The organism is Metabacillus sp. 84 (genome assembly GCF_050107715.1).
Lineage (GTDB): Bacteria > Bacillota > Bacilli > Bacillales > Bacillaceae > Metabacillus_B.
The window spans coordinates 591,130-613,555 of the sequence record NZ_JBNILN010000001.1 but is presented as its reverse complement, the minus strand read 5'-3'; the positions used below and the strand labels follow the sequence as shown (position 1 = coordinate 613,555).

Here is a 22,426-nt window from a genome sequence, read left to right as displayed (position 1 = left end):
AATGGATGCCCAAACACTGCTTTCCTACAATTGGCTGCTGATGACACCGGAATGGATCATTCTTGGCGGAGTCATCCTCATTTCTGTCCTGGACCTGCTGCTGCCGAAAAAATTCAACAAGGATTGGCTTGGCTATATAGGGCTTGCCTCCATCGTTGGAGCAGGATCGGTCCTCCTGTTTTTAAATCCGGATGATGCAAACGGCATTCTTGGAGAAAGCTTCGTGCTCGATGGCTTCGCAAAACTGTTTAAAACCTTGCTGCTGGCCGGTGCTGCTCTCATCTATCTCCTATCCTTCCAGGAGAAAAAATCAGAAGTGACGCACCGGAGTGAATTTTTCACTCTCTGGCTCACTGCCCTTCTCGGGGGGATGTTCATGAGCTCGAGCAGGGATCTCATCACCCTTTTTGTCGGCCTTGAGCTTCTATCCATTTCCTCCTACATTTTAGCCGGCTTCAAGAAAAACAACAGCAAATCCAATGAAGCCGCCCTGAAATACGTTGTCAACGGCGGAGCCGCAACGGCCATTACTCTTTTTGGAATGAGCTACCTGTACGGCATCACCGGCACGGTCTCATTAACGGAAATGAGCGCTGCGCTTCAAAGCCTGGAAAATACCAATCACCTGTTTATTCTCGGCCTGTCCTTTTTCATCATTTTTACCGGTCTTTCCTTTAAAATTGCAGCCGCCCCTTACCATATGTGGGTTCCGGATGTGTATGAAGGAGCACCAACCTCGGTTACAGCATTCCTGAGCGTAGTTTCGAAAACAGCAGGATTTATCCTGATCATCCGGCTCTTTTATACCATTTTCATAAATGCATCCATTCTGGATGGAGAGCCTCTTTTCATTGAATTGCAGCCTTATATAGCCGTCCTAGCGGCCATTACGATGATTGCCGGCAATGTCATTGCATTGAAACAGCGGAATGTGAAGAGAATGCTTGCCTATTCCTCAATCGGACATGCCGGATATGTACTTGTCGCCTTCGCATCCCCGGGCTCGCCGCTCGTGTTCGATGCCATTTGGTTTTACTTGTTTGCCTATCTGTTTATGAACGCCGGAGCTTTCGCCATTCTGATGCTGACTGAGCAGCAGACGGGTTCGGGAGATATGGCTTCCTTTGCGGGGATGTATAGAAGATCTCCTGTTCTTGCCGTGCTGATGGGGATTTTTCTGCTGTCCCTGGCAGGTATTCCGGGCACAGCCGGATTCATGGCGAAGCTGACCATCCTGTTAAGCGCATTTACAGGAGAAACACCGATGATTTTTCTCGCCGCCATCATGCTCGGAACGACGATCATTTCGTACGTGTATTATTTTCAGGTATTCACCCAGATCTTTTTTAGACAGGGAAAGGAACAAAAGCCCCTCCGCTTTCACCCTGCTGCGGGGGCAGTCATCATCATCTGCACAGCTGGTACTGTTTTCTTCGGGATTTTCCCGCACATCTTTTAATTATTAAACATTTTACAGCGGCCGGGCGATATAATAGGAGAGGTGAAAACCTCTTTTTTTTACTGCATAAGAAATGATAAAATAGCATTTTGCTTTGCGGTGAAAGCATGCCCATCTCCAGTGATTTACTGAAATCAGCATACAAAACCGCTCACTAATCGCATTTGGAGGAATAGGATGATTGAAATCACACAAAATGCTTTAACCGGACTCGTGTCGCATTTATTTTTTATTGCTGTCACCTGGTGGGCGCTTCAGTCGCTAAATTTCGACAAATTTATCAGAAGCGGCCGCGTCGTGCAGGCGCGGGTTCTGTTTATATTGCTGACCATCAGCATCGCCTACCTTGCCAGCAGCTTCTTTCTTGACTATTTTTTCTGGTCAAAAGAACTCCCTTCGCTTTTTTAAGTTTACCGCCGGAATCCTCTGGGAATATAGGTGGAGAAGGGGTTGCAGTAGAACAATCCCAGCGGCACAATTTTGCTGACCAGCATGGGTCTGGCCGAAGAATCAAAGCGCTTTCTGATTCTGTTAAACCCCACGCTGAACAGTACAAAAGACCTTGTAAAATGCTTCAATCTGTAGAAGAATGACGACTTTTTCCACGTATGTCCAAACGCTCTCCGGCAACACTGTTAGTAAGGAGAGGACGTGGACGGAATGGATAAAATAAAACAGATCATCATTACTGGAATCATGTTTGCTGTCGTCGCTTCAGTATACGGGAACTTTGGCGAGGCCGCTGAAACGCCTGAGGTTCAGCAGCTGGCAGAAGCCTTCATAAAACAAGGCATTGAAGTGGAAGAGTGGACACTCTACACAAAAAAGAATATTTCGCTGCCAGCCGGAAAATTTTCCGAAAATGTGAAACGTTTTACACAGAAGCATCGTCTTTATAATTGGTCGATTGAACGGACCAGCAATGGATGGAAGGCGGCGGGCACCAGAATGAACAAAGATCTGGGTGCCACGGAAACGCTGCAGATTATTTCAACCGACACAAACACTCAATCGAATTCGTATATCCTGTATCAGGTCCATGGACGTGGAAATGCTTCCAAAAAATGGACCGGCATTTATCAGTATGTTAAAAAGCAATCATTCGACATTATTCATGAAAATCCCACAATTTTCTCTTGTATTAAAGGCAGTAGAGATGATAAGATGGTAGGTGTTTTGCATCTTGCTGATGCTTTGCTCAACGAATTTAACGCAGAACCGCTTGAACAGCTTAAAGAAGAAGCGTTCGTATCGGTATCCGCATACACAGCACGCTGGAAGGGAACGATTCCAGCTGAACAAGGCAGAATGAATGTGCAAATAGCCGTTAGATCCGGCGGATTGGGCGAAAATACTAGTGTAGTCGCAGGAACACCAATCATCACGACTGAATATTAATATAGAGAATTTGGGACGCGGAGGGGAATACCTTGGAAAAAATCATCGTCCGCGGCGGTCAGAAGTTGAACGGCACAGTTAAGGTAGAAGGTGCCAAAAACGCCGTTTTGCCGGTTATCGCTGCATCCTTATTAGCCAGTGAAGAAAAGAGCATTATTTGTGATGTACCTACGCTCTCCGATGTATATACGATTAATGAAGTTCTGCGCCACCTCGGTGCAGATGTTCATTTTGAAAACAATCAGGTAATTGTAGATGCATCCAGCGAGCTTCGTACAGAAGCACCGTTTGAATATGTGCGCAAAATGCGTGCATCCGTCCTTGTGATGGGTCCGCTTTTGGCAAGACTTGGCCGCGCCAGAGTTGCGCTGCCGGGCGGCTGTGCCATCGGGTCACGTCCGATTGATCAGCATCTTAAAGGCTTCGAAGCGATGGGAGCCGTCATTAAAGTAGGAAATGGCTTCATCGACGCCGAAGTAAAAGGCAGACTGCAGGGAGCTAAAATTTATTTGGATTTCCCAAGTGTCGGCGCCACTGAAAATATCATTATGGCGGCTGCACTTGCAGAGGGCACAACCACCCTCGAAAACTGTGCAAAAGAGCCGGAGATCGTTGACCTGGCAAACTACATCAATGCAATGGGCGGAAAAATCCGCGGTGCCGGAACAGGCACAATCCGGATTGAAGGAGTCGCATCCTTAAAAGGCGCCCGTCATAACATCATTCCTGACCGTATTGAAGCAGGAACCTTCATGGTCGCTGCTGCGATCACAGGCGGAAACGTACTTGTGCAAGGTGCCGTACCTGAACACCTCGCATCACTCGTTGCAAAAATGAAGGAAATGGGTATCGAAATCATCGAGGAAAAGGATGGTTTGCGAGTCATTGGACCTGAAGAATTAAAAGCGATCGACATTAAAACCATGCCTCACCCTGGATTCCCGACAGACATGCAATCTCAAATGATGGCATTGCTGCTTCAGGCCAAGGGAACAAGCATGATTACAGAAACGGTATTCGAAAACCGCTTTATGCATGTGGAAGAATTCCGCCGCATGAACGGGGATATTAAAATTGAAGGACGTTCCGTTATCATCGAAGGACCGGGAGCGCTTCAAGGAGCTGAAGTAGCAGCAACCGATCTTCGTGCAGGTGCTGCACTCGTTCTGGCAGGCCTTGTGTCAGAAGGCTACACACGTGTAACTGAACTTAAGCACATCGACCGCGGCTACGTAAATTTCCACGGCAAGCTTGCCGGAATCGGAGCCGACATCGAACGGATCTCGCAAAATGAAGAATCCATCACAGCAGAACCAAAAGCTGTCTCGGACTTAAATGCATAATTTTATACGCTAAAACGGGACTCGCCATCTGGGCGGGTTCTTTTTATTGGCTGTGCTAAGCTGGAACACTATCAGTATACCTGGATTTGAACAAAATCATTCCTTTCCGCTTTTAAAAAACTGAATTTTTTGAAATTAAATGATTAAAATGGGGAGAAAGAAGACAGGCAGATGCAGAAACAACCGGACATGACTTATTTCGTCTTTTTTCCACCGGCGCTTCTATAATAGCGGTCCTGACGATGCAGAAAACAATCCATATTGACAGAATAGATGATAAAACAACGAAAGGAGAGCTGAACAGGAGCACCGGCAGCCGGGGAGAATAAGAGAACAGGCGCTTGCGGGCAGGACGGCGCTTGTTTGCCAATATAAGTAATAAATGGTTGTCCAAGCCCATAGGATGGAGTATAAGCATACTCAACCAGGAGGCTCAAGTGGATGAATTCATTGAAACCGCTATGGATCGGACTAGCCGGACTTTTTGTATTAGTTCTCATGATTCCGGCACTGCTAGTTTCTCCCTTTGTCAGCAAATCTGGCGGACAGCTGGGAGAAGAAATCGAGCAGAAGGAAAAACAGGAGAACCAGATTAAATCCGAAACGGACGTAGCCGTATCCGTGTACCGGACAGCAGCGAAAAAAGTAGAAAACGTGCCACTCGAAGAATACGTATTCGGGGTCGTCGCCTCTGAAATGCCGGCGGACTTTGAGGAGGAGGCGTTAAAAGCACAGGCGCTCGCAGCAAGAACCGTCATCGTTAAACAGCTCACAGCCGGCACCGGCATTGCCACTCCGGCTGGCTCTAAAGCAAACGTAACAGACACAGTCATCCATCAAGTGTACAAAAACAAAGAAGAATTAAAAAGAATCTGGGGAAGCGACTACAGCTGGCGTGCAGAAAAAGTCCAGACTGCCGTATCAGGAACAGCCGGGCAAATCCTCACGTACGAAGACAAGCCCATCACCGCGTCCTTCTTCTCCACAAGCAATGGCTATACCGAAAATTCAGAAGACTACTGGGCCAACGCCCTTCCATATTTACGCAGCGTCAAAAGCCCATGGGACGAGGAATCACCGAAATACTATAATCAGCAAATTTTCCCGGTCGCTGAGTTTGAAAAAAAACTCGGCGTCAAACTAACATCCGCAGGCTCCGTCGGAAAAGTAACCGAACGAACATCCAGCAACCGCGTAGCAAAAGTAGAAATCGGAGGCAAGACCTTAACTGGCCGGGACGTGCGCTCCAAGCTCGCCTTAAAATCGACCGACTTCACCTGGACGCTGAAAGACGGAAACGTGGTCATCCAAACAAAAGGCTACGGCCACGGTGTCGGAATGAGCCAATACGGAGCCAACTTCATGGCCATGGACGGAAAATCCTACAAGGAAATTGTCAGCTACTACTACAACGGCACCACTCTCGCAGCCGCCGACTCCTTCCTCACAAAGCTGACAGCCCGGCAATAAACCGCAGCCTTCCACGGAAGGCTGTATTTCTTTTTAGAAACAAACATCCGATGGCGGGTGCTAATAATGTAAGCGGCGATCCTGACGCCCGGATCCCGCATGAATTGACCGGTCGGAAAAGAGGGTAGGGAGCAGCTCAGGTGCCGCCTGTACGATCAGCAGCGCAGCCTATGGATCCGGCACCAATTGCCGGCCCTCCATAAAACAGCTCCTCTTCAGCAGCTCTTAAAGTAGCTTCCGAACACAATCAAGCTATCCTCTATCCCATTTTCCAAGTACTTGCCTACTTTTTGAAGAGGGAGGACTGTGTGATCGGCTGCGCTGCAGTACAGCACGGCTTTCGTGTCAATCTGCTCTCCCCATATCCCGAGGATCGGCTGAAGCTGGATGGCTTCCTTATAATCGTACCAATGATACTCACGTTCAGCGTTCCTGCGGATGACTTCTCCGGTATAGGCTCCGATCCGGAGAATGACGCGGGAGTAATCCGCTGCAAGCTCTCTGGAGCCATTAATAGAATCCAGGTAGTGCTCAATTAATATAAGACTCTCAATCGTGTAGTCGTACAGGCTGGATTGCAGGAGTGCCTGACTGGGCATCGGCGCAGTGGGATCGTTAAACAGCAGCTGGGAAATCTCAAAAAGCTCCGCATCAATCATAGGTTGTTTTTTTTCCAAGGAATCGTCCCCCCGCTTGAAAGAAATAATTTCCATACCTTATGATTCTGCGAAATAATCCCTTATTCCTGCACCCTTTTTCCTAAAATCACCAAATCCCGCTCGGTTCCTTCCAGGTTGGCGATATTAGGGAAGGTTCCCCATCGTTCAAAGCCGAAACGTTCAAAAAGACGGATGCTCGGTTCGTTATGGCCAAAAACAAATCCGAGCAGCGTGTAGATATGAAGGGCCGGACATTGATCGATGGCAGCCTGGAGCAGTTTTTTACCAAGACCTGCTCCCCGGCAGGCGGGATCGATATAAATGCTGACCTCTGCTGTATGCTTATAGGCTTCCCGGCCGTAAAACGGCTGAAAGCTGATCCAGCTCGTAATCACACCAGATTCATCCTCTGCGACCCATAGAGGGTAGCGTTCATTATGATCGTTAAACCATTGCTCCCGGCTTTCATAGCTGACCGGGTTCAGGTCAGCGGTGACCATCCGGGATGAAATGGTTGTATTATATATATCCACGATTCTCGGCAAATCCTCTTGTCTCGCTGCTCGCAGCTTCACTGTCCATTCCTCCGATCCAGGGTCTCAAGCCTTTGGAAAAAGCGGTGCATTCGCGATTCCTTCGATTTAAAATAAGTCATTCTCATTATAATAAAAGAAACGGCCACCCCCAGCGCATCTTTAAACAAATCAAACCAGGTTGCCGTGCGGTAAGGCGTGAACATTTGATGGATCTCATCGGCCGCTCCATAGGCAATGCATAGAATAACCACCATTAAGCTCGTCCGTTCACTCCACTTGCCATGAATGGCCAAAGCGAAAGCGAACAGCCAATAAAGAATGCCGAACTCTATCAGATGGAGAGAGTCTTTGAATACGGCTTCAAAGGAATTCTGGGCGTTTGGATCACCCGGAATACTTGATAGAGTCCAAATCAGCCACATATAAGCGACCGGTGCAATTGTCAGCACCCAATACAAAAGTTTCTTCAACCAACATCATCCTATCCTGCTGCATAATGACAGAATCACTGGCGCATACTAAGCGTTTTTAAATTTTTTTCGGTAAATGTATATATTTTCAGAATTGTGTTCAGAATGATTGCTGAGGTGATGAAGATGAGAGAGGAAGAAAAAAATCGTACTTCTCAACATTCAAAGATTCAGCAGTTTTTCAGAAAACGCTGGGTATTTCCGGCAATTTATCTAGTCAGTGCAGCGTTGATTTTAACGAGCGTTCTATGGTACCAGGCTTCAAACAGTGATCTGAAGCCAGTGGCTGACCAGCCAGGCAAAGCCCAAACTGAAAAGGGCAAAGAAGAAGCGGCTGAGGTTTCCAAGCCAGTAGAGAACGTCACAGCACCTGCTCTGAACAAAGAAGAAATCCAAGTCGTGAAAAAGTTCTATGATTCCAAGTCCTCTAAAGAAGAGCAGGAAGCGGCACTCGTATCCTATAATAACACGTACAGTCCGAACCAAGGAATTGACCTTGCGCAAAAGGACGGTAAGGAATTCGACGTGGCAGCTTCCCTAAGCGGAACAGTACTAAGAGCTGTAAAGGATCCGATTCTTGGATATGTAGTTGAAATCCAGCACGAAGATAATGTTACAACTGTCTATCAATCTTTAGCATCTGTAGCGGTTGAAGAAGGCGACACAGTCGCTCAGCATGCAGTAATCGGTAAGGCCGGGAAAAATCTATTAAATGAAAAGAACGGCGTACACGTACACTTTGAAATCCGTAAAGACGGAAAAGCATTGAACCCTGCAAACCTTCTAGACAAGCCTGCAACTGCCATTTCAGAAGAGGCGGAAGCAAGCAAAGAAACAGAAGCTAAGCCTCAGGAAGATAAGAAAGAGGAGAAGCAAGAGGACGCAAAGGACTCTGAAGCAGCTGTCCCTTCCGAAAACGCATAATGCAAAACCCGCCGGTGCACTGAGCCCGGCGGGTTTTCTTCTTTTAAGATTATGGTAAAATAAACTTGGATAACCATGGTCAAAGGAGAGATTGACATGATACGATTCGGAGTCATTGGAACAAACTGGATTACGGAAAAATTTATAGACGCAGCCGCTCAAACCGGTGAGCTTAAGCTTGCTGCCATCTATTCCCGCACAGAAGAGCGTGCAGCGGAATTTGCAGAAAAGCACGGTGCACCGCATACATACACAAGCCTTGAAGACTTTGCCGCAAGCAAAGAATTTGAAGCAGTCTACATAGCAAGCCCGAATTCGCTGCATGCTGAACAAGCGATCCTTTGCATGAACAGCGGAAAGCACGTTCTGTGCGAAAAGCCGATCGCCTCGAATTCAGCTGAATTAAAGAAAATGATCGAAGCCGCGAAAGCCAACCGGGTTCTGCTGATGGAAGCAATGAAAACCACCCTGCTGCCGAACTTTACATCCATCCGGAAAAACCTGCACAAAATCGGCAAAGTCCGCCGGTACGTAGCGAGCTACTGTCAATATTCCTCCCGCTACGATGCCTATAAAGAAGGGAAAATTCTAAACGCCTTCAAGCCCGAATATTCCAACGGCTCCATGATGGACATCGGGATATACTGCATCGCGCCGATGGTTGCGCTATTCGGAAGGCCGAATTCCATCCAGGCCACCGCTCACCTGCTTGAATCCGGAGTGGACGGCGAAGGCAGCATCCTCTTTCAGTACGAAGAGCACGATGCCATCGTCATGTTCTCGAAGATCACAGACTCCTACCTCCCCTCTGAAATTCAGGGAGAAGCAGGAAGCATCGTCATTGATAAGTTCAGCACAATGGAAAACGTCCGCATCCGTTACCGCAGCGGAGAAACAGAAGAAATCAATATGCACCAGCATGAAAATTCCATGTTTGATGAAGCGAAGGAATTTGCTTCCCTGATTCGGGAAGGAAAACTGGAATCTGAAACGAACACCCTCGAGAATTCGCTCATTACCCTTGAAATCATGGACCTTGCCCGGCGGGAAATCGGTTTGGTTTATCCGGCGGATGAAGTATCCTCAAACTAAACCTCGAATATAGAAAAAAGGAGCAGCTCACTGGAACTGCTCCTTTTTTCTGTCCAAAAAACAAATTCAGATTCTAAATTCCCATAACTTTCACATATTCTTTATCATATGCCCCTTGCCGCTTTAGAAAAAATCAACGAAACCCCTTGTCCCTGTTGACTTTTTAGCATATTACTGCAACCAAGCTAATAGAATGTTACAAACCTAACAAAGAGAGTGTTTGAGGTGAGGATCGTGGCTGTTTATTGTGAATCCAGCAGCGAAAGCATCTTTAGAGTCCATATCACCATTGCAGCTGATGTCTCTTAATATGCGGGTCTCATTTCACACTTCTCACATCCATTTTAGGGAGGTCGAGTGGTGTGCACGATTACATCAAAGAACGTACAATCAAGATTGGAAAGTATATCGTGGAGACTAAAAAAACAGTTCGCGTCATTGCGAAAGAGTTTGGGGTTTCCAAAAGTACAGTCCATAAAGATCTGACAGAGCGCTTGCCTGAAATTAACCCGGAACTGGCAGCAGAGGTCAAAGAAATCCTGGATTATCATAAATCCATCCGTCATCTAAGAGGCGGAGAAGCAACAAAGCTGAAATACCGCAAAGAAGATATCCTTGCCGAAGAAACGGTTAAATAAGGAAGCTTTTTGTAAATCCAATCCCTGAAAATTGTGTAGATTCTTAACAAATATCGCCTATAATTTGTATTCTGTGATACAATATGTAATTGGGTGCAATTATGGATATACACGGGAATCGTGATTTGCAAGGAGGAAAACGGAACAATGTTTGCTAGGGATATAGGAATTGATCTCGGTACAGCGAATGTACTGATACATGTTAAAGGGAAGGGCATTGTACTAAACGAACCTTCCGTAGTCGCAATGGATAAAAACACCGGAAAAGTGCTTGCTGTCGGTGAAGAAGCAAGAAGAATGGTAGGACGTACGCCTGGGAACATCGTTGCCATCCGTCCGTTAAAAGATGGAGTCATTGCTGATTTTGAAGTGACGGAAGCGATGCTGAAGCACTTCATCAACAAGCTGAATGTAAAAGGTATTTTTTCGAAACCGCGCATGCTGATCTGCTGCCCGACCAACATCACCTCTGTAGAACAGAAGGCGATTCGGGAAGCAGCGGAAAAAAGCGGCAGCAAAAACGTTTTTCTGGAAGAAGAACCTAAGGTTGCTGCCATCGGCGCCGGCATGGACATCTTCCAGCCAAGCGGAAATATGGTTGTGGATATAGGCGGTGGAACGACTGATATTGCTGTGCTTTCCATGGGCGATATTGTCACCGCCTCTTCCATTAAAATGGCAGGGGACAAGTTCGATGCTGAAATCCTCAATCATATTAAAAGAGAGTACAAGCTGTTAATCGGCGAACGTACCTCTGAAGACATTAAGATCAAGGTTGCAACGGTATTCCCAGGCGCACGTCAGGAAGAAATTGCAATCCGCGGCCGTGACATGGTAAGCGGATTGCCGCGGACCATTACCGTAACATCTGAAGAAATCGAACAAACCCTAAGAGAATCCGTAGCGGTCATCGTTCAGGCAGCCAAAAGCGTCCTCGAACGCACACCGCCTGAGCTGTCAGCTGACATCATCGACCGGGGCATCATCCTGACAGGCGGCGGAGCCCTCCTGAACGGAATTGACCAGCTCATGGCCGAAGAACTGAAAGTACCGGTGCTCGTAGCAGAAAATCCAATGGACTGTGTAGCAGTCGGAACAGGAATCATGCTCGACAACGTCGACAGATTAGCCAAAAGAAAACTCGTCTAAATAAAAGAAAAGCCCGATTCAGTTACAGAATCGGGCTTTTTCTATAGCGGTTGACAAAAAACAAATCAAAAGCTTACAATCTTATCATATGATAAGCAACAGAAGGGAAGGCAATTGAATGGCACCCAAACAAAACGCCGCAGCCGATATGGGACATACCCGAAGAAACATCATCAAGGCAGCGGAAGGACTCTTCATGGAATATGGGTACCGGGCCATCTCCACGAGAAAAATAGCGGACGCATGCGGCCTCACACAGCCAGCCCTATATCATCACTTTCCCAGCAAAAAAAACCTCTACGTAGAAGTCGTAAGAAATTACTTATACGAAATGAAAGTAGCCCTCCAGCGCATCATCAAACGGCATACGGCACTAGAAGACTCTTTATTTCGCGTCATCCGCTACATCCTGCTCCATCAGCCCAAAAAATTAAGCCAAATGTTTCACGATATAGAATACGAAATGACAGAGGAAGACCAGCTGCTGATCCGCCAAAGCTGGTGGGAGGCTTACCAGGTCCCCATTTCATCCATCTTCGTCAGAGCCGCAGAGGAAGGCAGTGTCAAAGATCCGGAAACGCTCGGAGCCAGCACCGACATCTATTCCCACCTGCTCATGAGCATGCTCAGCCATCCGCTCCCTGACAGCATCAGCACGCTCGACCGGCGTGCAGCGATTTACACTCAAGTCATACTTAACGGGTTAGCGTCAAACGATTAATTCAGGCTACTACATACAAGCCCCTTATCAACTGATAAGGAGCGGAAAGAAGACGGAGGAATGACCATGAACGAAGACCTTCATTTTCCTTACTTCAAAGGGCAAGAAATAACCAAAATCGAAAACGGCAAACCGCTTCCCCTCATCCTGCAGTTCTCAAACGGCGGCCTCGTCATCGAATGTCCATGGCGCCTCAAACTAAACGGACGCATTATCGTCGGCCAAACCGACTTCCAAACCCCGAGCTCAGCAGATGAATACTTAAACACCCTCATCACCCATCTGGCCGGACACGAAATCACCGATATCTGCTGGTGGAAAGAAGCCGAAATCCTCCGCCTCAAAACAGCAAACCAAGCCACCCTCGATATCTTCCACAACAGCGCCTCATTCGAAGGCTGGGAGCTATTCGGAGAAAACGACTTCTCCTTCATATCGCTGCCCGGCGGCGAAGTGGAAAATATATCATAAACAAGCTGGACAGCGCTCGTTGCTGTCTGTTTTTTTTGTTTAGTAAGGTGCCCGCGCGCGTTGAGCTTTGCGCGCACGCGTGCCAGACCCCACATCCTTCACCGCAAGTGGGGACAGAGACCGGCGAGCGCAAACCCTTGTGCAGCAAGGACTAGGGGAGTCAGTGCCGGAGCTTTAGTTTGGTAGCGGAAAGCGGGCCAGGCACCGTGCCAGACCCCACATGCTTCACCGCAAGTGGGGACAGAGACCGGCGAGCGCAAACCCTTGTGCAGCAAGGGCTAGAGGAGTCGGTGCCTGAGCTTTAGTCTATTGTCGAACAGCGGGCCAGGCACCGCCCCCGGTGCCTGCCTCCGACCCCTGTTACGGTAAAGCAATGGGGGCCAGAGGCAGAAAGCCATTCTTCCTTCTCCTCCAACGCTTTGACCAGTGTGGGGACAGAGCAATATGAGTAGACATAATCAGGGTCGGAGGCATCCTCCGACCCCTTCTTTCCGAAAAATGGGGACGGAGGCAAGAGCCTGAAATCCGTTGTGTGCTATGGGTCCGTTTAAAGTGGGGACGGAGGTTTAGCGCTTTAGCAGAGCGGGGGACGGAGGCAACCAGCAAAAAGCAGGTGTGGTGCGGACCGTGAACTGTGTATCGTGCCCGCCCACCCTGGACTGCCGGCTTTAGGCCGGATGCATGCCGGGTACAGGGCGGGTACGCCGGGTACATGCAGGCTGTACACCTGATGCACGCGTGCCAGACCCCACATGCTTCACCGCAAGTGGGGACAGAGACCGGCGAGCACGAGCCCTTGTGCAGCAAGGGCTAGAGGAGTCGGTGCCGGAGCTTTAGTTTGGTAGCGGAAAGCGGGCCAGGCACCGTGCCAGACCCCACATGCTTCACCGCGAGTGGGGACAGAGACCGGCGAGCGCGAACCCTTGTGCAGCAAGGGCTAGGAGAGTCGGTGCCGGAGCTTTAGTCTATTAGCGAACAGCGGGCCAGGCACCACCCCCACCCCCACCCCCACCTCCACCAATCCCCCAACCCACCCAAAAAAAAAGACACCCACCCCCGCCCTGAACAAGTCAGTGCAGAAGATGCGGTGCCAAAGGGATCCGGTATCGTGGGAACGAAACACCGGACCATACACAATTTGAAAGGGGAACCTGATTGATGTTCCAAGGCCATTATACGACATTTTGTCGAATTTTGCAGGGTTTTCTCTAAAGAAATGTAGGAAATTGTCGAAAAAAATAAAGTAGGAGTTTTATGGATTTGTCATTTATAATAGAAGATAGGAAAAAAGGCGCTTTCCATTGCGCCGATATGAGGTGAACTATGCTACGAGGGCTCTATACGGCTGCGGCCGGCATGCTTTCGCAACAGAAGCGGACAGAAATGCTGTCGAATAACATTGCAAATGTGAATACGCCGGGCTATAAGTCAGATCAGTCGGCAATCCGTGCTTTCCCTGAAATGCTGTTAAGCAGAATGGAAGGAAAAGACGCTCCAACCCAGACCCCCATGAATTTCGGAATCCAAACGCCAATCGGCACGTTAAATACAGGTGCATACGTTCAGGAACTTGTTCCCCAATTTACCCAAGGTGATATGAAAGAAACCGGTCTCCCATCAGATATAGCATTGCTTGAAGAAGCTGTGCCTAATAATGAAGAAACGGGCATGAAGGGATTCCTCCTTTTTGCCGTCAGTCTTCCGGATGGACAGGTCCGCTATACGCGCAACAGCCATTTTACATTAAATGACCAAAATCAGCTGACCTCCCAGGGCATTCCCGTGCTTTCCACAGACGGTACCCCAATTACAGTGGAAGGCGATTACGAGGTTCTCGCAGATGGACGTATCAGAATGAACGGACAGGAAGGCGCGCAGATTGATGTTCGGTTTGCGGAGGATGTCCGTAATCTTGTGAAGGAAAACAATGGCCTGTTCAGGACAGCGGATGAAACCGGCCTCCCTTCAGCCGCGGGAAATCCAAATGTCGGCTACTCACTGAAGCAAGGATTTATTGAAGGCTCCAATGTCGATACGGCTCGTGCCTATACAGAAATGATGACTGCCTACCGTTCATTTGAGGCGAACCAGAAAGTACTGCAGGCATATGACCGCAGTCTTGATAAAGCTGTGAATGAAATTGGCCGGCTAAGCTAATGAGGAGGAACCACCTATGCTGAACTCCATGATTGCAGCTTCCAATACGATGAATCAGGTCCAAAAGCAGCTTGATGCAATTGGGCATAATATAGCCAACGTGGATACTCAAGGCTTCAAGCGGACACAAACGACGTTCGGCGAGCTTGTGCGCCAGCAATATGACAACCAGCCGGACGAAACGAAAGAGGCCGGCCGCTCCACCGATTTCGGGATACGCCAGGGAGTCGGGGCACAGCTGATGCAATCCATTATTTTTACTCAGGGACCGGTCAAAGTAACGGACCGGAATCTGGATTTTTCCTTTACAAAACCCGGCCAGTTTTTGACTGTGCAAGCGGATGGCCAGACCCGTTTCACGAGGGATGGCGCTCTATACCTTTCCGCTGAAGCAGACGGAAGGCTGGCGGTCGTTAACGCAAGCGGCCACAGAATTACCGATGAGAACAATGAGCCGATTCTTTTTAATGCAGCCGCACAGGACTTCCGGATTTCGTCTTCAGGTACCATGACGGCATTAAATGCCGAAGGTCAGCCTGTTGGCTCCGTTAATCTCGGAATCATCCAGGCCAATAAGCCGCAGTCCCTGATTCAGGCGGGCGGGAACCTGTTCGCGCTGGTCAATCCGGAAGATCAGACGGCCATTACCAGTCTGGGTGGTGCACTTCGCGGTCAGATCTCTGTTGAACAGAAGGCTCTTGAATCATCCAATGTCGATATTTCCAAGGAAATGACCGATATGCTCGTTTCGCAGCGGGCCTACCAATTCAATGCAAAATCCATCTCAATCGGCGATCAGATGCTGGGATTAATCAACTCAGTCCGCTAATTCAGGTAAAGGGGTTTTCACATGTCTTCCAAAAACGCGTCCATGACCCGTGAAAAGTATAAGCAGGAAAAGAAAGCAAACGATACGGTTAAAGAGGAAGTTCAACCTGCGGAAAAAATCAAAATCCGGCTTTTTCCGATCTGGCTGCGTCTCTTAATTGTAATGGGAGTGTTCCTTTTGGCTGCGATTGCCGGAGCGATGGTCGGTTACGGAGTGATTGGGGACGGAAACCCGCTGGATGTTCTGAAGCCATCTACATGGCAGCACATCATTGACCTGGTTGAAAAAGAGGCCGGATAAGTCTATACTCTTTATGCAAAAGGAAGGGATGCGCCTTCCTTTTGCCGTATACATATAGTTAGTTGAAAGGAGCCATGCTATATGCTTGATATTCAGCAGATTAAAGAAATCATTCCTCACCGCTATCCGTTTTTGCTCGTGGACCGTGTCCTTGAAGTGGAAGAAGGAGTCCGTGCTGTCGGAATCAAAAATGTTTCTGCAAATGAAGAGTTTTTTAACGGGCACTTTCCGGATTACCAGGTCATGCCGGGTGTCTTAATTGTGGAAGCCCTCGCTCAGGTAGGGGCCGTTGCGATGCTGATCAAAGAAGAGAACAGGGGCCGGCTTGCCTTTTTCGCCGGAATTGACAGCTGCCGTTTTAAAAAACAGGTCGTCCCGGGGGATCAGCTGCGTTTAGAGGTTGAAATCACCCGTGCGCGCGGGAAAATCGGCAAAGGGAAAGCCGTGGCAACCGTTGATGGAGACATAGCCTGCGAAGCAGAAATCACCTTTGCACTGGGTGATAAGCAGGAGTAAGAAAAAAGCGGCCCCTTAGAGAAAATAAGGAATGACAAAAAAGCGTGATCTCCTAAACAGGGAGTCACGCTTTTTTCGTTGGGGCCTTCGCTTTACGGGGACGGGCAAAAAATACAGTGAGTCCCGCTAGGATTGCAGCTGCGTATTTCATGAAAATCCTCCTTCGAATGAGCCTTTTTTTGATGGGGCAAGCTAATGGTGAAAAACGCCACCATGAAAGGAGCATGCAGTATGAAAAAAATCGCTGGTTTACTATCTGGGCTTGTTCTGACGGCAGGACTCGCTACTGGCTGTGCAGATGACCCGGATCCGGAAGAAAAAATGGAAGAAAACCCGCCCGTCGAACAGGAGAATTACAACATGGAGCCTGAAAATATGGATCCTGAAGAAATCAGAAACGGAAACCGTCCAGATGAACAAGACGCCGATCTAAACAAGGATACGGAAAGACAGCAGGAAAAGAAAATGAAGCGGGATATGATGACCGACTGATCGGGAAATGAAGAAGCCAGTCATAGGTGACTGGCTCTTTTACTTGGAAGAAACGGTTTCCTGCGCCTCTGTCTTATGAAGCTTGGCGGAAAAAGCCTGTAAAAGGTCTTCCCCTTCCAGCCCCTCGTCCACAAGCTCGGTCAATATCTTCTCCGCATTGCCCGTCGGCCGGTTTGCCGCAATTTTTCCTGAAAACAGCACAGAAACCAAATTGTTTTCCAGCTCTACAATGTTCCTCACCCGGGCTTTTAGTTTAGCGGGGGTGTTCGTCCGCTTGGAAATGGTGATGACCAAAGTATGGTCTTCCTTTTCTTCCTGCAGCTTTTTGAACCGTTCTAAATGGACGCTACTGATCAAGGCTTCAAGAAGCCAGTCATTTTCTCCATCCTTTTTATTAATCACAAGACCATCAGCCAACGAAATTTCATCGTAGTGCAGGCCGTTCTCATCAATCCGTGCAATTTTCATGGAAACAAGCTTAAACGTCTTCAAAGCCATCCACCTCCGCATTGCTTTCCAGTTGTTTTCCTTAGTATAACACAGCCGATCATTTTTCTTTCTTTTTGTGAAAATCGATAAATGACCGCTGCAAATAAATAAATGTGGATGTTCATGCGGGCAAAGGGAAAGCTATAGAGCTCTAAAAGTGATTTTTCCTGATTTTCCCTTTGTGCTTTCGTCCGGTACAATACGGAGGAATACGAAAGAAAGGAGAATCAGGATGATCAATCATGTAACATTAGTCGGCAGGCTGACGAAGGATCCGGAAATCCGCTATACGAAAGACGGTGCAGCTGTCGCCCATATCACCCTCGCAGTCAGCCGGAATTTCAAAAATGCCGCCGGTGAAATCGAAACAGACTTCGTTAATTGCACCCTCTGGAGAAGAACCGCTGAAAACACCGCCAACTACTGTCAAAAGGGCTCGATCATAGGCGTCACGGGGAGAGTCCAATCCCGGAAGTATGAAAACAGCGAACGCAAAATGGTATACGTCACAGAAGTTGTCGCTGACTCTGTACGCTTCATGAGCGGCAGACCGCGGGAGCTCGCTGAACAAGAAGCTTAATCCTTCTTACAACCCCTCCGCTTAGAAAAAATCCCAAACTGCCTCAAACCCCCTCAATTTTAACCAGCTGATGACCAATCGGCTGGTTCTTTCATTTAAATAAATTGTTTCTTTAGCGCTGCGGCATTACAGAACTGCGCTTTCTCAATTATTCATCAAAAAAACCCTTCACGAAATCCGTAAAAACAGGTAAGGTTGTCAGTGGAAAGAAAAAACGGAGGAACGGTATGCTGCCTGCAAACAAAAGACTCCATGTAATCATACAAATCACCATCGTGTTTACAGGCTTCCTGTTATTCGGCTTATCAGAAAATATCAGAGGGCCGGCTGTCCCGCGGATTCAAGCAGATTTTCAGCTGGAGGAGTGGCAGATCGGCCACTTGTTCGCAATCAATTCCCTCGGTTTTCTGATTGCCTGCTCATTTACAGCCTATCTCACCCGCCACTGGGGATTAAAAACAGTCACTCAATTAACTTTCGGTTTAATGGCTTTATCAGGGGTCCTCATCTATTTTTCCCGGAATTTCGAAGCCCTTTCCGGCGCCTATTTTCTTCTCTACATAGGGAACGGGATGCTTGAGATTGTACTGGCGCTCATCGCCACGCGCATCTTTGTAAAGAATACCGGAACGATGATGAATCTGGCCCATTTCTTCTACGGATTAAGCTCGATTGCAGCTCCTATGATTGCAACAGGTGTAATGGAACTGACGATAGGAGGAGTGGTACTGGACTGGAGGGGAATGTACGCCGTAATTCTCGCTCTATGCGTACTGCCGATGATCCCGGCCTTTTACACGAGGTTTGCAGAACAGCCAATGGAAGAGGAAGAACCGCTTTCTGTAAAAAGGCTGCTCCGCGATCCGGTCATCTGGCTCATCTCGCTTTTGCTTTCGCTCGGGGTTATTGCCGAGCTGTCCGTTGGAGGATGGCTGATCCATTACCTGGAAAACGGCTTTGGATGGAGTACCCTTGAAGCGTCCAAAATGCTTTCAGCTTTTTTCCTCTTCTTCACCTTTGCCAGATTAATTCTCGGACCAATCACAGATAAGATCGGCTACCTCTTGTCGATCATCCTGTTTTCCGCCCTTTTCAGCGTGCTGATTATAGCCGGAATATACTTTGGGGAACGAGGAGCGATCCTCATTGCGATTGCCGGAGCAGGAGTGGCGCCAGTCTATCCGACAGCCAATGCATTCATCGCCAGGCGGTACAGGAGCGGCACTGACGCAGCCATTACCGTAGTTGTAACCATTGTGGGAATCAGCGGTGTATTGGGAAACTACGCCATCGGCGGGGTCATCTCCATCACCGAGACTTACGTTTCAGCTGTACAGATCCCGAAAAGCAGCCTGCTCGCCGGGCTTCAGGCCGGTTTTTGCTTTATCGCCGTCTGCGGCATTGCGTGCTCGGTCATTACGTTTTATTTATACCGCTATCTAAAAAGAAGAGATGAGATTTTATAAAGATGGACGCTTGTTTGCCCCGTGCCAGGTTTGGGAATTCTTTTAAAGGAATATTGAAACCTTTTAGGCTCTCATCCGTACTAATGGTTTCGGGGACGGTCACATCATTACAGGAGGATTTTAAATGGATAACTGGATTACGCAATTTATGGAGCAATTTGGGTACTTGGGAATCTTTTTAATGATTGCCTTAGAAAATATTTTCCCTCCGATTCCCTCAGAGGTGATCTTGCCGTTTGGAGGCTTCATGACGACGACCTCCGGCTTAACAATCCCCGGAGTCATTGCAGCTGCAACTGGAGGTTCAGTTCTGGGAGCCATCATCCTCTACTACGTCGGCAGGCTGCTGGACGTTGAACAGCTTGAGAAATTCGTGGACAAATATGGACACATTCTTCTTGTTTCCAAAAAAGAAATTCACCGGGGCGACGCCTGGTTTGATAAATACGGGAAGTGGACCGTATTCTTTTGCCGGATGGTTCCCTTCGTCCGAAGTGTCATCTCCATCCCGGCCGGCATGTCAAACATGAACGTTTGGCTCTTCCTCATCTACACCACAATCGGTACATTGATCTGGAATACGCTCCTCGTCATCCTTGGTTCCATGCTCGGAGAAGCGTGGCCAAAAATCGGCGAGTACATGAGCATCTATTCAAACTTCATCTATGCCATCCTGGCCATCCTGCTTGTTATGGTGGTTGTCTGGTACGTGAGAAGAAGGAAAAAGTACAAACAGGGTTAATTAAGGGGGCCAATGCGGTCCTCTTTTTTCACTAAGTGAAATAATTCACAAAATCACCTTGAAAACTAGCGGGAATTGTCGATAAATAGCATGTACTTATAACTCAGCATAGGAGTGCATGCCCATGTTCAAAAATATGAAAATCCGCAATCGACTAATTATCTTCGCTTTTGTGCTCCTTTTAATTCCCACTGTTTCAATAGGGGTATTTGGATACTTAACAGCCAAAAATGAAGTGCAAGACCAAATTGAATCAGCCGCAGGACAGCAGGTTCATCTCTTAAATGGACTGACGGATGAATTTTTTCAAAATAAACGGGATGTTGTAGAATTGTTCTCGAAAACCATCAGCAGCAGTGCGCTTGAGGACGAAGCCTACATGAATGAACGGTTAGGCTACATTAGCAACACTTTCCAGGAAGTGGTGTTCACTTATGTCGGAACAAACGAAGGCAGCATATACAGCTTTCCCCGTTCCGAGTTCCCGGATGGGTTCAATCCGACAGAACGAGATTGGTATAAAGAAGCATTAGCGAATAAAGGAGACTCCATCGTAACCAGTCCATATAAAGATGCAGTCAGCGGCAAAACCGTTGTAACCATTGCAAGCACATTAGCAGATGGAAATGGCGTTATGGCAATGGATATCGATTTAAATGTACTTGCTAAAACCTCTCTTGAGACAAAAATAGGAAATAAAGGATACCCGAGCATCCTCGACAAAGATGGGAAGGTTGTCGTTCATCCAACTCTTCAGCCAGGTGAAATGCTGGATAAAAGCATTAGTGAACCTATTTATCAATCGGACAAAGGCAATTTCACCTACACATTCAACGGTGCAAACAAAGCGATGATGTTTGAGACGAACGAACAGACCGGCTGGAAAATACTCGGGACAATGGATACCTCCGAATATTCCGAACAGTCAGCTCCCATTCTGGTAAACATGATCACCGTAATAGGTGTGTTTCTTGTTGTTGGAACTCTTTTTAACTATTTCACCATTCGCGCAATCGTGCGTCCGATCCGAAACCTGTCAGCCATCGCAAGCAAGGTCAGCCAGGGAGATCTGACGGAAAAGGCACAGGTGCGGTCCAAAGATGACCTCGGCCAGCTCGGTTCTGCATTCAATATGATGATTGATTCTTTACGGAACTTGATTTCACAAATCGAACACTCATCCGGCACTCTCGCTGCCTCTTCTGAACAGGTGAAAAATACCGCCATTCAGGTCAGCGGCATCACAAAGGAAATTGCTCAATCCGTTGACGAGCTATCAGAAGGTGCTGAAACCCAGATGGTCAGCACCGAAGAAACCGCCAAAGCGATCCAGGAAATCGCAACCGGTGTTCAATACGTAGCGGAGCGCGCAGGATCGGTCTCCCATTCCGTCTCAGAAGCCGCTGAACAGACCCAAAAAGGCAGCGTCTTTATCGAACGAGCCGTCAAACAAATGGATGAAATCTATGTATCCGTCGAAGAAACCACCCGCCACGTAAAAGAGCTGGGAGACAAATCAGAAGAAATCAATCAAATCGTCGACGTCATCACCGCCATCTCCGAGCAAACCAACCTGCTCGCACTCAATGCAGCCATCGAAGCAGCAAGGGCAGGAGAACACGGCAAAGGCTTCGCCGTCGTAGCTGACGAAGTAAGAAAACTGGCAGAGGGCTCCAAGCAATCAGCCGAGCAAATCACAGCTCTCATCCGCTCCATCCAAAAAAGAACCGACCTGGTCATGACCAACATGGACAAAGAAAAAGAGCAAGCTGCCGGCGGAATCAAGCTCATGAAAGAAACCGGAGAAAACTTCGACTCCATTCAAAAAGCAGTCGAAAACGTCAACACCCAAATCCAAGAAGTCTCAGCAACCGCCGAGCAAATGTCCGCAAGCTCAGAAGAAGTCACAGCATCAGTGGAAGAAATGGCCAGCATCGCCACCGAATCCGCAAGCTCCACCCAGCAAGTCGCAGCCGGAGCACAGCAGCAATTCTCTTCCATCGAAGAAATCGGCCAATCCATCAGCCAGCTCGCCGACCTCGCCGCTGACCTGCAAAAGGAAGTAGCAGCATTCAAAACCAAATAATAGAAAAGAAGCTAACCTGTGTTTGTGGGGTTAGCTTTTTTAGGAGATTAATATAGAGAGTCGCGGTTTCTTTAGTATAGACCACGTGAAAATAGAAAGTTGCGTTTGCTTGGTATGGAACATAGGAGTAAAATCACGTCTGCCTCCGACCCCAATTTTCTGCAGAAATGGGGACGGAGCAAGAACCTTGGAACCCATTATCGCCGTAAGGCTGCTTGAAAGTGGTGCCAGAGCTTTGCTGCTTTATCAGAGCGGGGGACGGAGGCTGCCTCCGTCCCCAATTTTCCACAAAAAAGGGGACGGAGCAAGATCACAGCAACCCATTCCCGCTGTAAGGCTGCAGGAAAGTGGTGCCAGAGCTTTACTGCATTATCAGGGCGGGGGACGGAGGAAAACGATGCTTAGATTATCAAAAAAAACCCAACCGAAGGATGTCTCC

At 48.0% G+C, this 22,426-nt stretch carries 24 protein-coding genes; 20 read left to right on the top strand and 4 right to left on the bottom strand.

Annotated elements, in window-relative coordinates; genetic code table 11:
• Nucleotide 1 precedes the first annotated feature (1 nt).
• The 5 genes from nuoN (at nt 2) to spoIID (ending at nt 5,670) form a co-directional block, all read left to right on the top strand.
• Nucleotides 2-1,459: an NADH-quinone oxidoreductase subunit NuoN gene (gene nuoN, locus ACQCV8_RS03020; RefSeq protein ID WP_426843058.1), complete on the top strand. Its 1,458-nt coding sequence runs from the start codon at nt 2-4 to the stop codon at nt 1,457-1,459.
• Between the two features lie 177 nt (nt 1,460-1,636).
• Complete coding sequence (locus tag ACQCV8_RS03015) at nt 1,637-1,867, top strand: DUF1146 family protein (protein ID WP_426843057.1); 231 nt, start codon at nt 1,637-1,639, stop codon at nt 1,865-1,867.
• A gap of 252 nt (nt 1,868-2,119) precedes the next feature.
• Nucleotides 2,120-2,857 carry a YwmB family TATA-box binding protein gene (locus ACQCV8_RS03010; protein ID WP_426843056.1) on the top strand — a complete coding sequence of 246 codons (738 nt, stop codon included), beginning with the start codon at nt 2,120-2,122 and terminating at the stop codon, nt 2,855-2,857.
• A gap of 32 nt (nt 2,858-2,889) precedes the next feature.
• Nucleotides 2,890-4,200, top strand: coding sequence for a UDP-N-acetylglucosamine 1-carboxyvinyltransferase (gene murA / locus ACQCV8_RS03005; protein ID WP_426843055.1), 1,311 nt, complete (start codon nt 2,890-2,892; stop codon nt 4,198-4,200).
• 441 nt (nt 4,201-4,641) lie between these two features.
• On the top strand, nt 4,642-5,670 hold the full coding sequence (spoIID, locus tag ACQCV8_RS03000; RefSeq protein WP_426843054.1) for a stage II sporulation protein D: 1,029 nt from the start codon (nt 4,642-4,644) through the stop codon (nt 5,668-5,670).
• A 215-nt stretch (nt 5,671-5,885) separates the two neighbouring features.
• Here spoIID and ACQCV8_RS02995 read toward each other — a convergent pair whose 3' ends face one another.
• The 3 genes from ACQCV8_RS02995 to ACQCV8_RS02985 all read right to left on the bottom strand — a co-directional run bounded on the left by ACQCV8_RS02995 (nt 5,886) and on the right by ACQCV8_RS02985 (nt 7,335).
• Nucleotides 5,886-6,347 carry a hypothetical protein gene (locus ACQCV8_RS02995; protein ID WP_426843053.1) on the bottom strand — a complete coding sequence of 154 codons (462 nt, stop codon included), beginning with the start codon at nt 6,345-6,347 and terminating at the stop codon, nt 5,886-5,888.
• Nucleotides 6,348-6,409: 62 nt separating this feature from the next.
• On the bottom strand, nt 6,410-6,904 hold the full coding sequence (locus ACQCV8_RS02990) for an N-acetyltransferase family protein (protein WP_426843052.1): 495 nt from the start codon (nt 6,902-6,904) through the stop codon (nt 6,410-6,412).
• Nucleotides 6,901-7,335 (bottom strand): VanZ family protein, encoded by a 435-nt coding sequence (locus ACQCV8_RS02985; protein WP_426843051.1) that lies wholly within the window; start codon nt 7,333-7,335, stop codon nt 6,901-6,903. The genes ACQCV8_RS02990 and ACQCV8_RS02985 overlap by 4 nt, the downstream gene beginning before the upstream one ends.
• Before the next feature lie 126 nt (nt 7,336-7,461).
• On the opposite strand from ACQCV8_RS02985, the gene ACQCV8_RS02980 reads away from it, so the two are divergent.
• From ACQCV8_RS02980 to ACQCV8_RS02930, 11 genes are all read left to right on the top strand, one after another.
• Nucleotides 7,462-8,259 carry a peptidoglycan DD-metalloendopeptidase family protein gene (locus tag ACQCV8_RS02980; protein WP_426843050.1) on the top strand — a complete coding sequence of 266 codons (798 nt, stop codon included), beginning with the start codon at nt 7,462-7,464 and terminating at the stop codon, nt 8,257-8,259.
• A 96-nt stretch (nt 8,260-8,355) separates the two neighbouring features.
• Entirely contained in the window at nt 8,356-9,351 is a 996-nt protein-coding gene (locus ACQCV8_RS02975; protein WP_426843049.1) for a Gfo/Idh/MocA family protein, read from the top strand.
• A 362-nt stretch (nt 9,352-9,713) separates the two neighbouring features.
• Entirely contained in the window at nt 9,714-9,989 is a 276-nt protein-coding gene (spoIIID, locus tag ACQCV8_RS02970; RefSeq protein WP_426843048.1) for a sporulation transcriptional regulator SpoIIID, read from the top strand.
• A gap of 147 nt (nt 9,990-10,136) precedes the next feature.
• Nucleotides 10,137-11,138 carry a rod shape-determining protein gene (locus ACQCV8_RS02965; RefSeq protein WP_426843047.1) on the top strand — a complete coding sequence of 334 codons (1,002 nt, stop codon included), beginning with the start codon at nt 10,137-10,139 and terminating at the stop codon, nt 11,136-11,138.
• A 118-nt stretch (nt 11,139-11,256) separates the two neighbouring features.
• On the top strand, nt 11,257-11,859 hold the full coding sequence (locus tag ACQCV8_RS02960) for a TetR/AcrR family transcriptional regulator (protein WP_426843046.1): 603 nt from the start codon (nt 11,257-11,259) through the stop codon (nt 11,857-11,859).
• 66 nt (nt 11,860-11,925) lie between these two features.
• Nucleotides 11,926-12,330: a DUF6188 family protein gene (locus ACQCV8_RS02955; protein ID WP_426843045.1), complete on the top strand. Its 405-nt coding sequence runs from the start codon at nt 11,926-11,928 to the stop codon at nt 12,328-12,330.
• A gap of 1,323 nt (nt 12,331-13,653) precedes the next feature.
• Entirely contained in the window at nt 13,654-14,487 is an 834-nt protein-coding gene (locus ACQCV8_RS02950) for a flagellar hook-basal body protein (protein WP_426843044.1), read from the top strand.
• A 16-nt stretch (nt 14,488-14,503) separates the two neighbouring features.
• Nucleotides 14,504-15,316, top strand: a complete 813-nt coding sequence (locus ACQCV8_RS02945; protein WP_426843043.1) for a flagellar hook-basal body protein — start codon at nt 14,504-14,506, stop codon at nt 15,314-15,316.
• A 21-nt stretch (nt 15,317-15,337) separates the two neighbouring features.
• The gene (locus ACQCV8_RS02940; RefSeq protein WP_426843042.1) at nt 15,338-15,616 is read left to right on the top strand and encodes a DNA-directed RNA polymerase subunit beta; all 279 of its coding nucleotides are present in this window, start codon (nt 15,338-15,340) and stop codon (nt 15,614-15,616) included.
• 81 nt (nt 15,617-15,697) lie between these two features.
• A complete protein-coding gene (fabZ, locus tag ACQCV8_RS02935) occupies nt 15,698-16,132 on the top strand; it encodes a 3-hydroxyacyl-ACP dehydratase FabZ (protein WP_426843041.1) in 435 nt (144 codons plus the stop codon).
• Nucleotides 16,133-16,363: 231 nt separating this feature from the next.
• Nucleotides 16,364-16,624: a hypothetical protein gene (locus tag ACQCV8_RS02930; RefSeq protein ID WP_426843040.1), complete on the top strand. Its 261-nt coding sequence runs from the start codon at nt 16,364-16,366 to the stop codon at nt 16,622-16,624.
• Between the two features lie 39 nt (nt 16,625-16,663).
• Here ACQCV8_RS02930 and ACQCV8_RS02925 read toward each other — a convergent pair whose 3' ends face one another.
• Nucleotides 16,664-17,116 (bottom strand): YwpF family protein, encoded by a 453-nt coding sequence (locus ACQCV8_RS02925; RefSeq protein WP_426843039.1) that lies wholly within the window; start codon nt 17,114-17,116, stop codon nt 16,664-16,666.
• Between the two features lie 229 nt (nt 17,117-17,345).
• On the opposite strand from ACQCV8_RS02925, the gene ssb reads away from it, so the two are divergent.
• The 4 genes from ssb (at nt 17,346) to ACQCV8_RS02905 (ending at nt 21,987) form a co-directional block, all read left to right on the top strand.
• Complete coding sequence (gene ssb, locus ACQCV8_RS02920) at nt 17,346-17,693, top strand: single-stranded DNA-binding protein (protein ID WP_426843038.1); 348 nt, start codon at nt 17,346-17,348, stop codon at nt 17,691-17,693.
• Nucleotides 17,694-17,920: 227 nt separating this feature from the next.
• Nucleotides 17,921-19,159, top strand: coding sequence for an MFS transporter (locus ACQCV8_RS02915; RefSeq protein WP_426843037.1), 1,239 nt, complete (start codon nt 17,921-17,923; stop codon nt 19,157-19,159).
• A 124-nt stretch (nt 19,160-19,283) separates the two neighbouring features.
• Nucleotides 19,284-19,901, top strand: coding sequence for a DedA family protein (locus ACQCV8_RS02910; protein ID WP_426843036.1), 618 nt, complete (start codon nt 19,284-19,286; stop codon nt 19,899-19,901).
• Between the two features lie 124 nt (nt 19,902-20,025).
• On the top strand, nt 20,026-21,987 hold the full coding sequence (locus ACQCV8_RS02905; RefSeq protein WP_426843035.1) for a methyl-accepting chemotaxis protein: 1,962 nt from the start codon (nt 20,026-20,028) through the stop codon (nt 21,985-21,987).
• Nucleotides 21,988-22,426 lie beyond the last annotated feature (439 nt).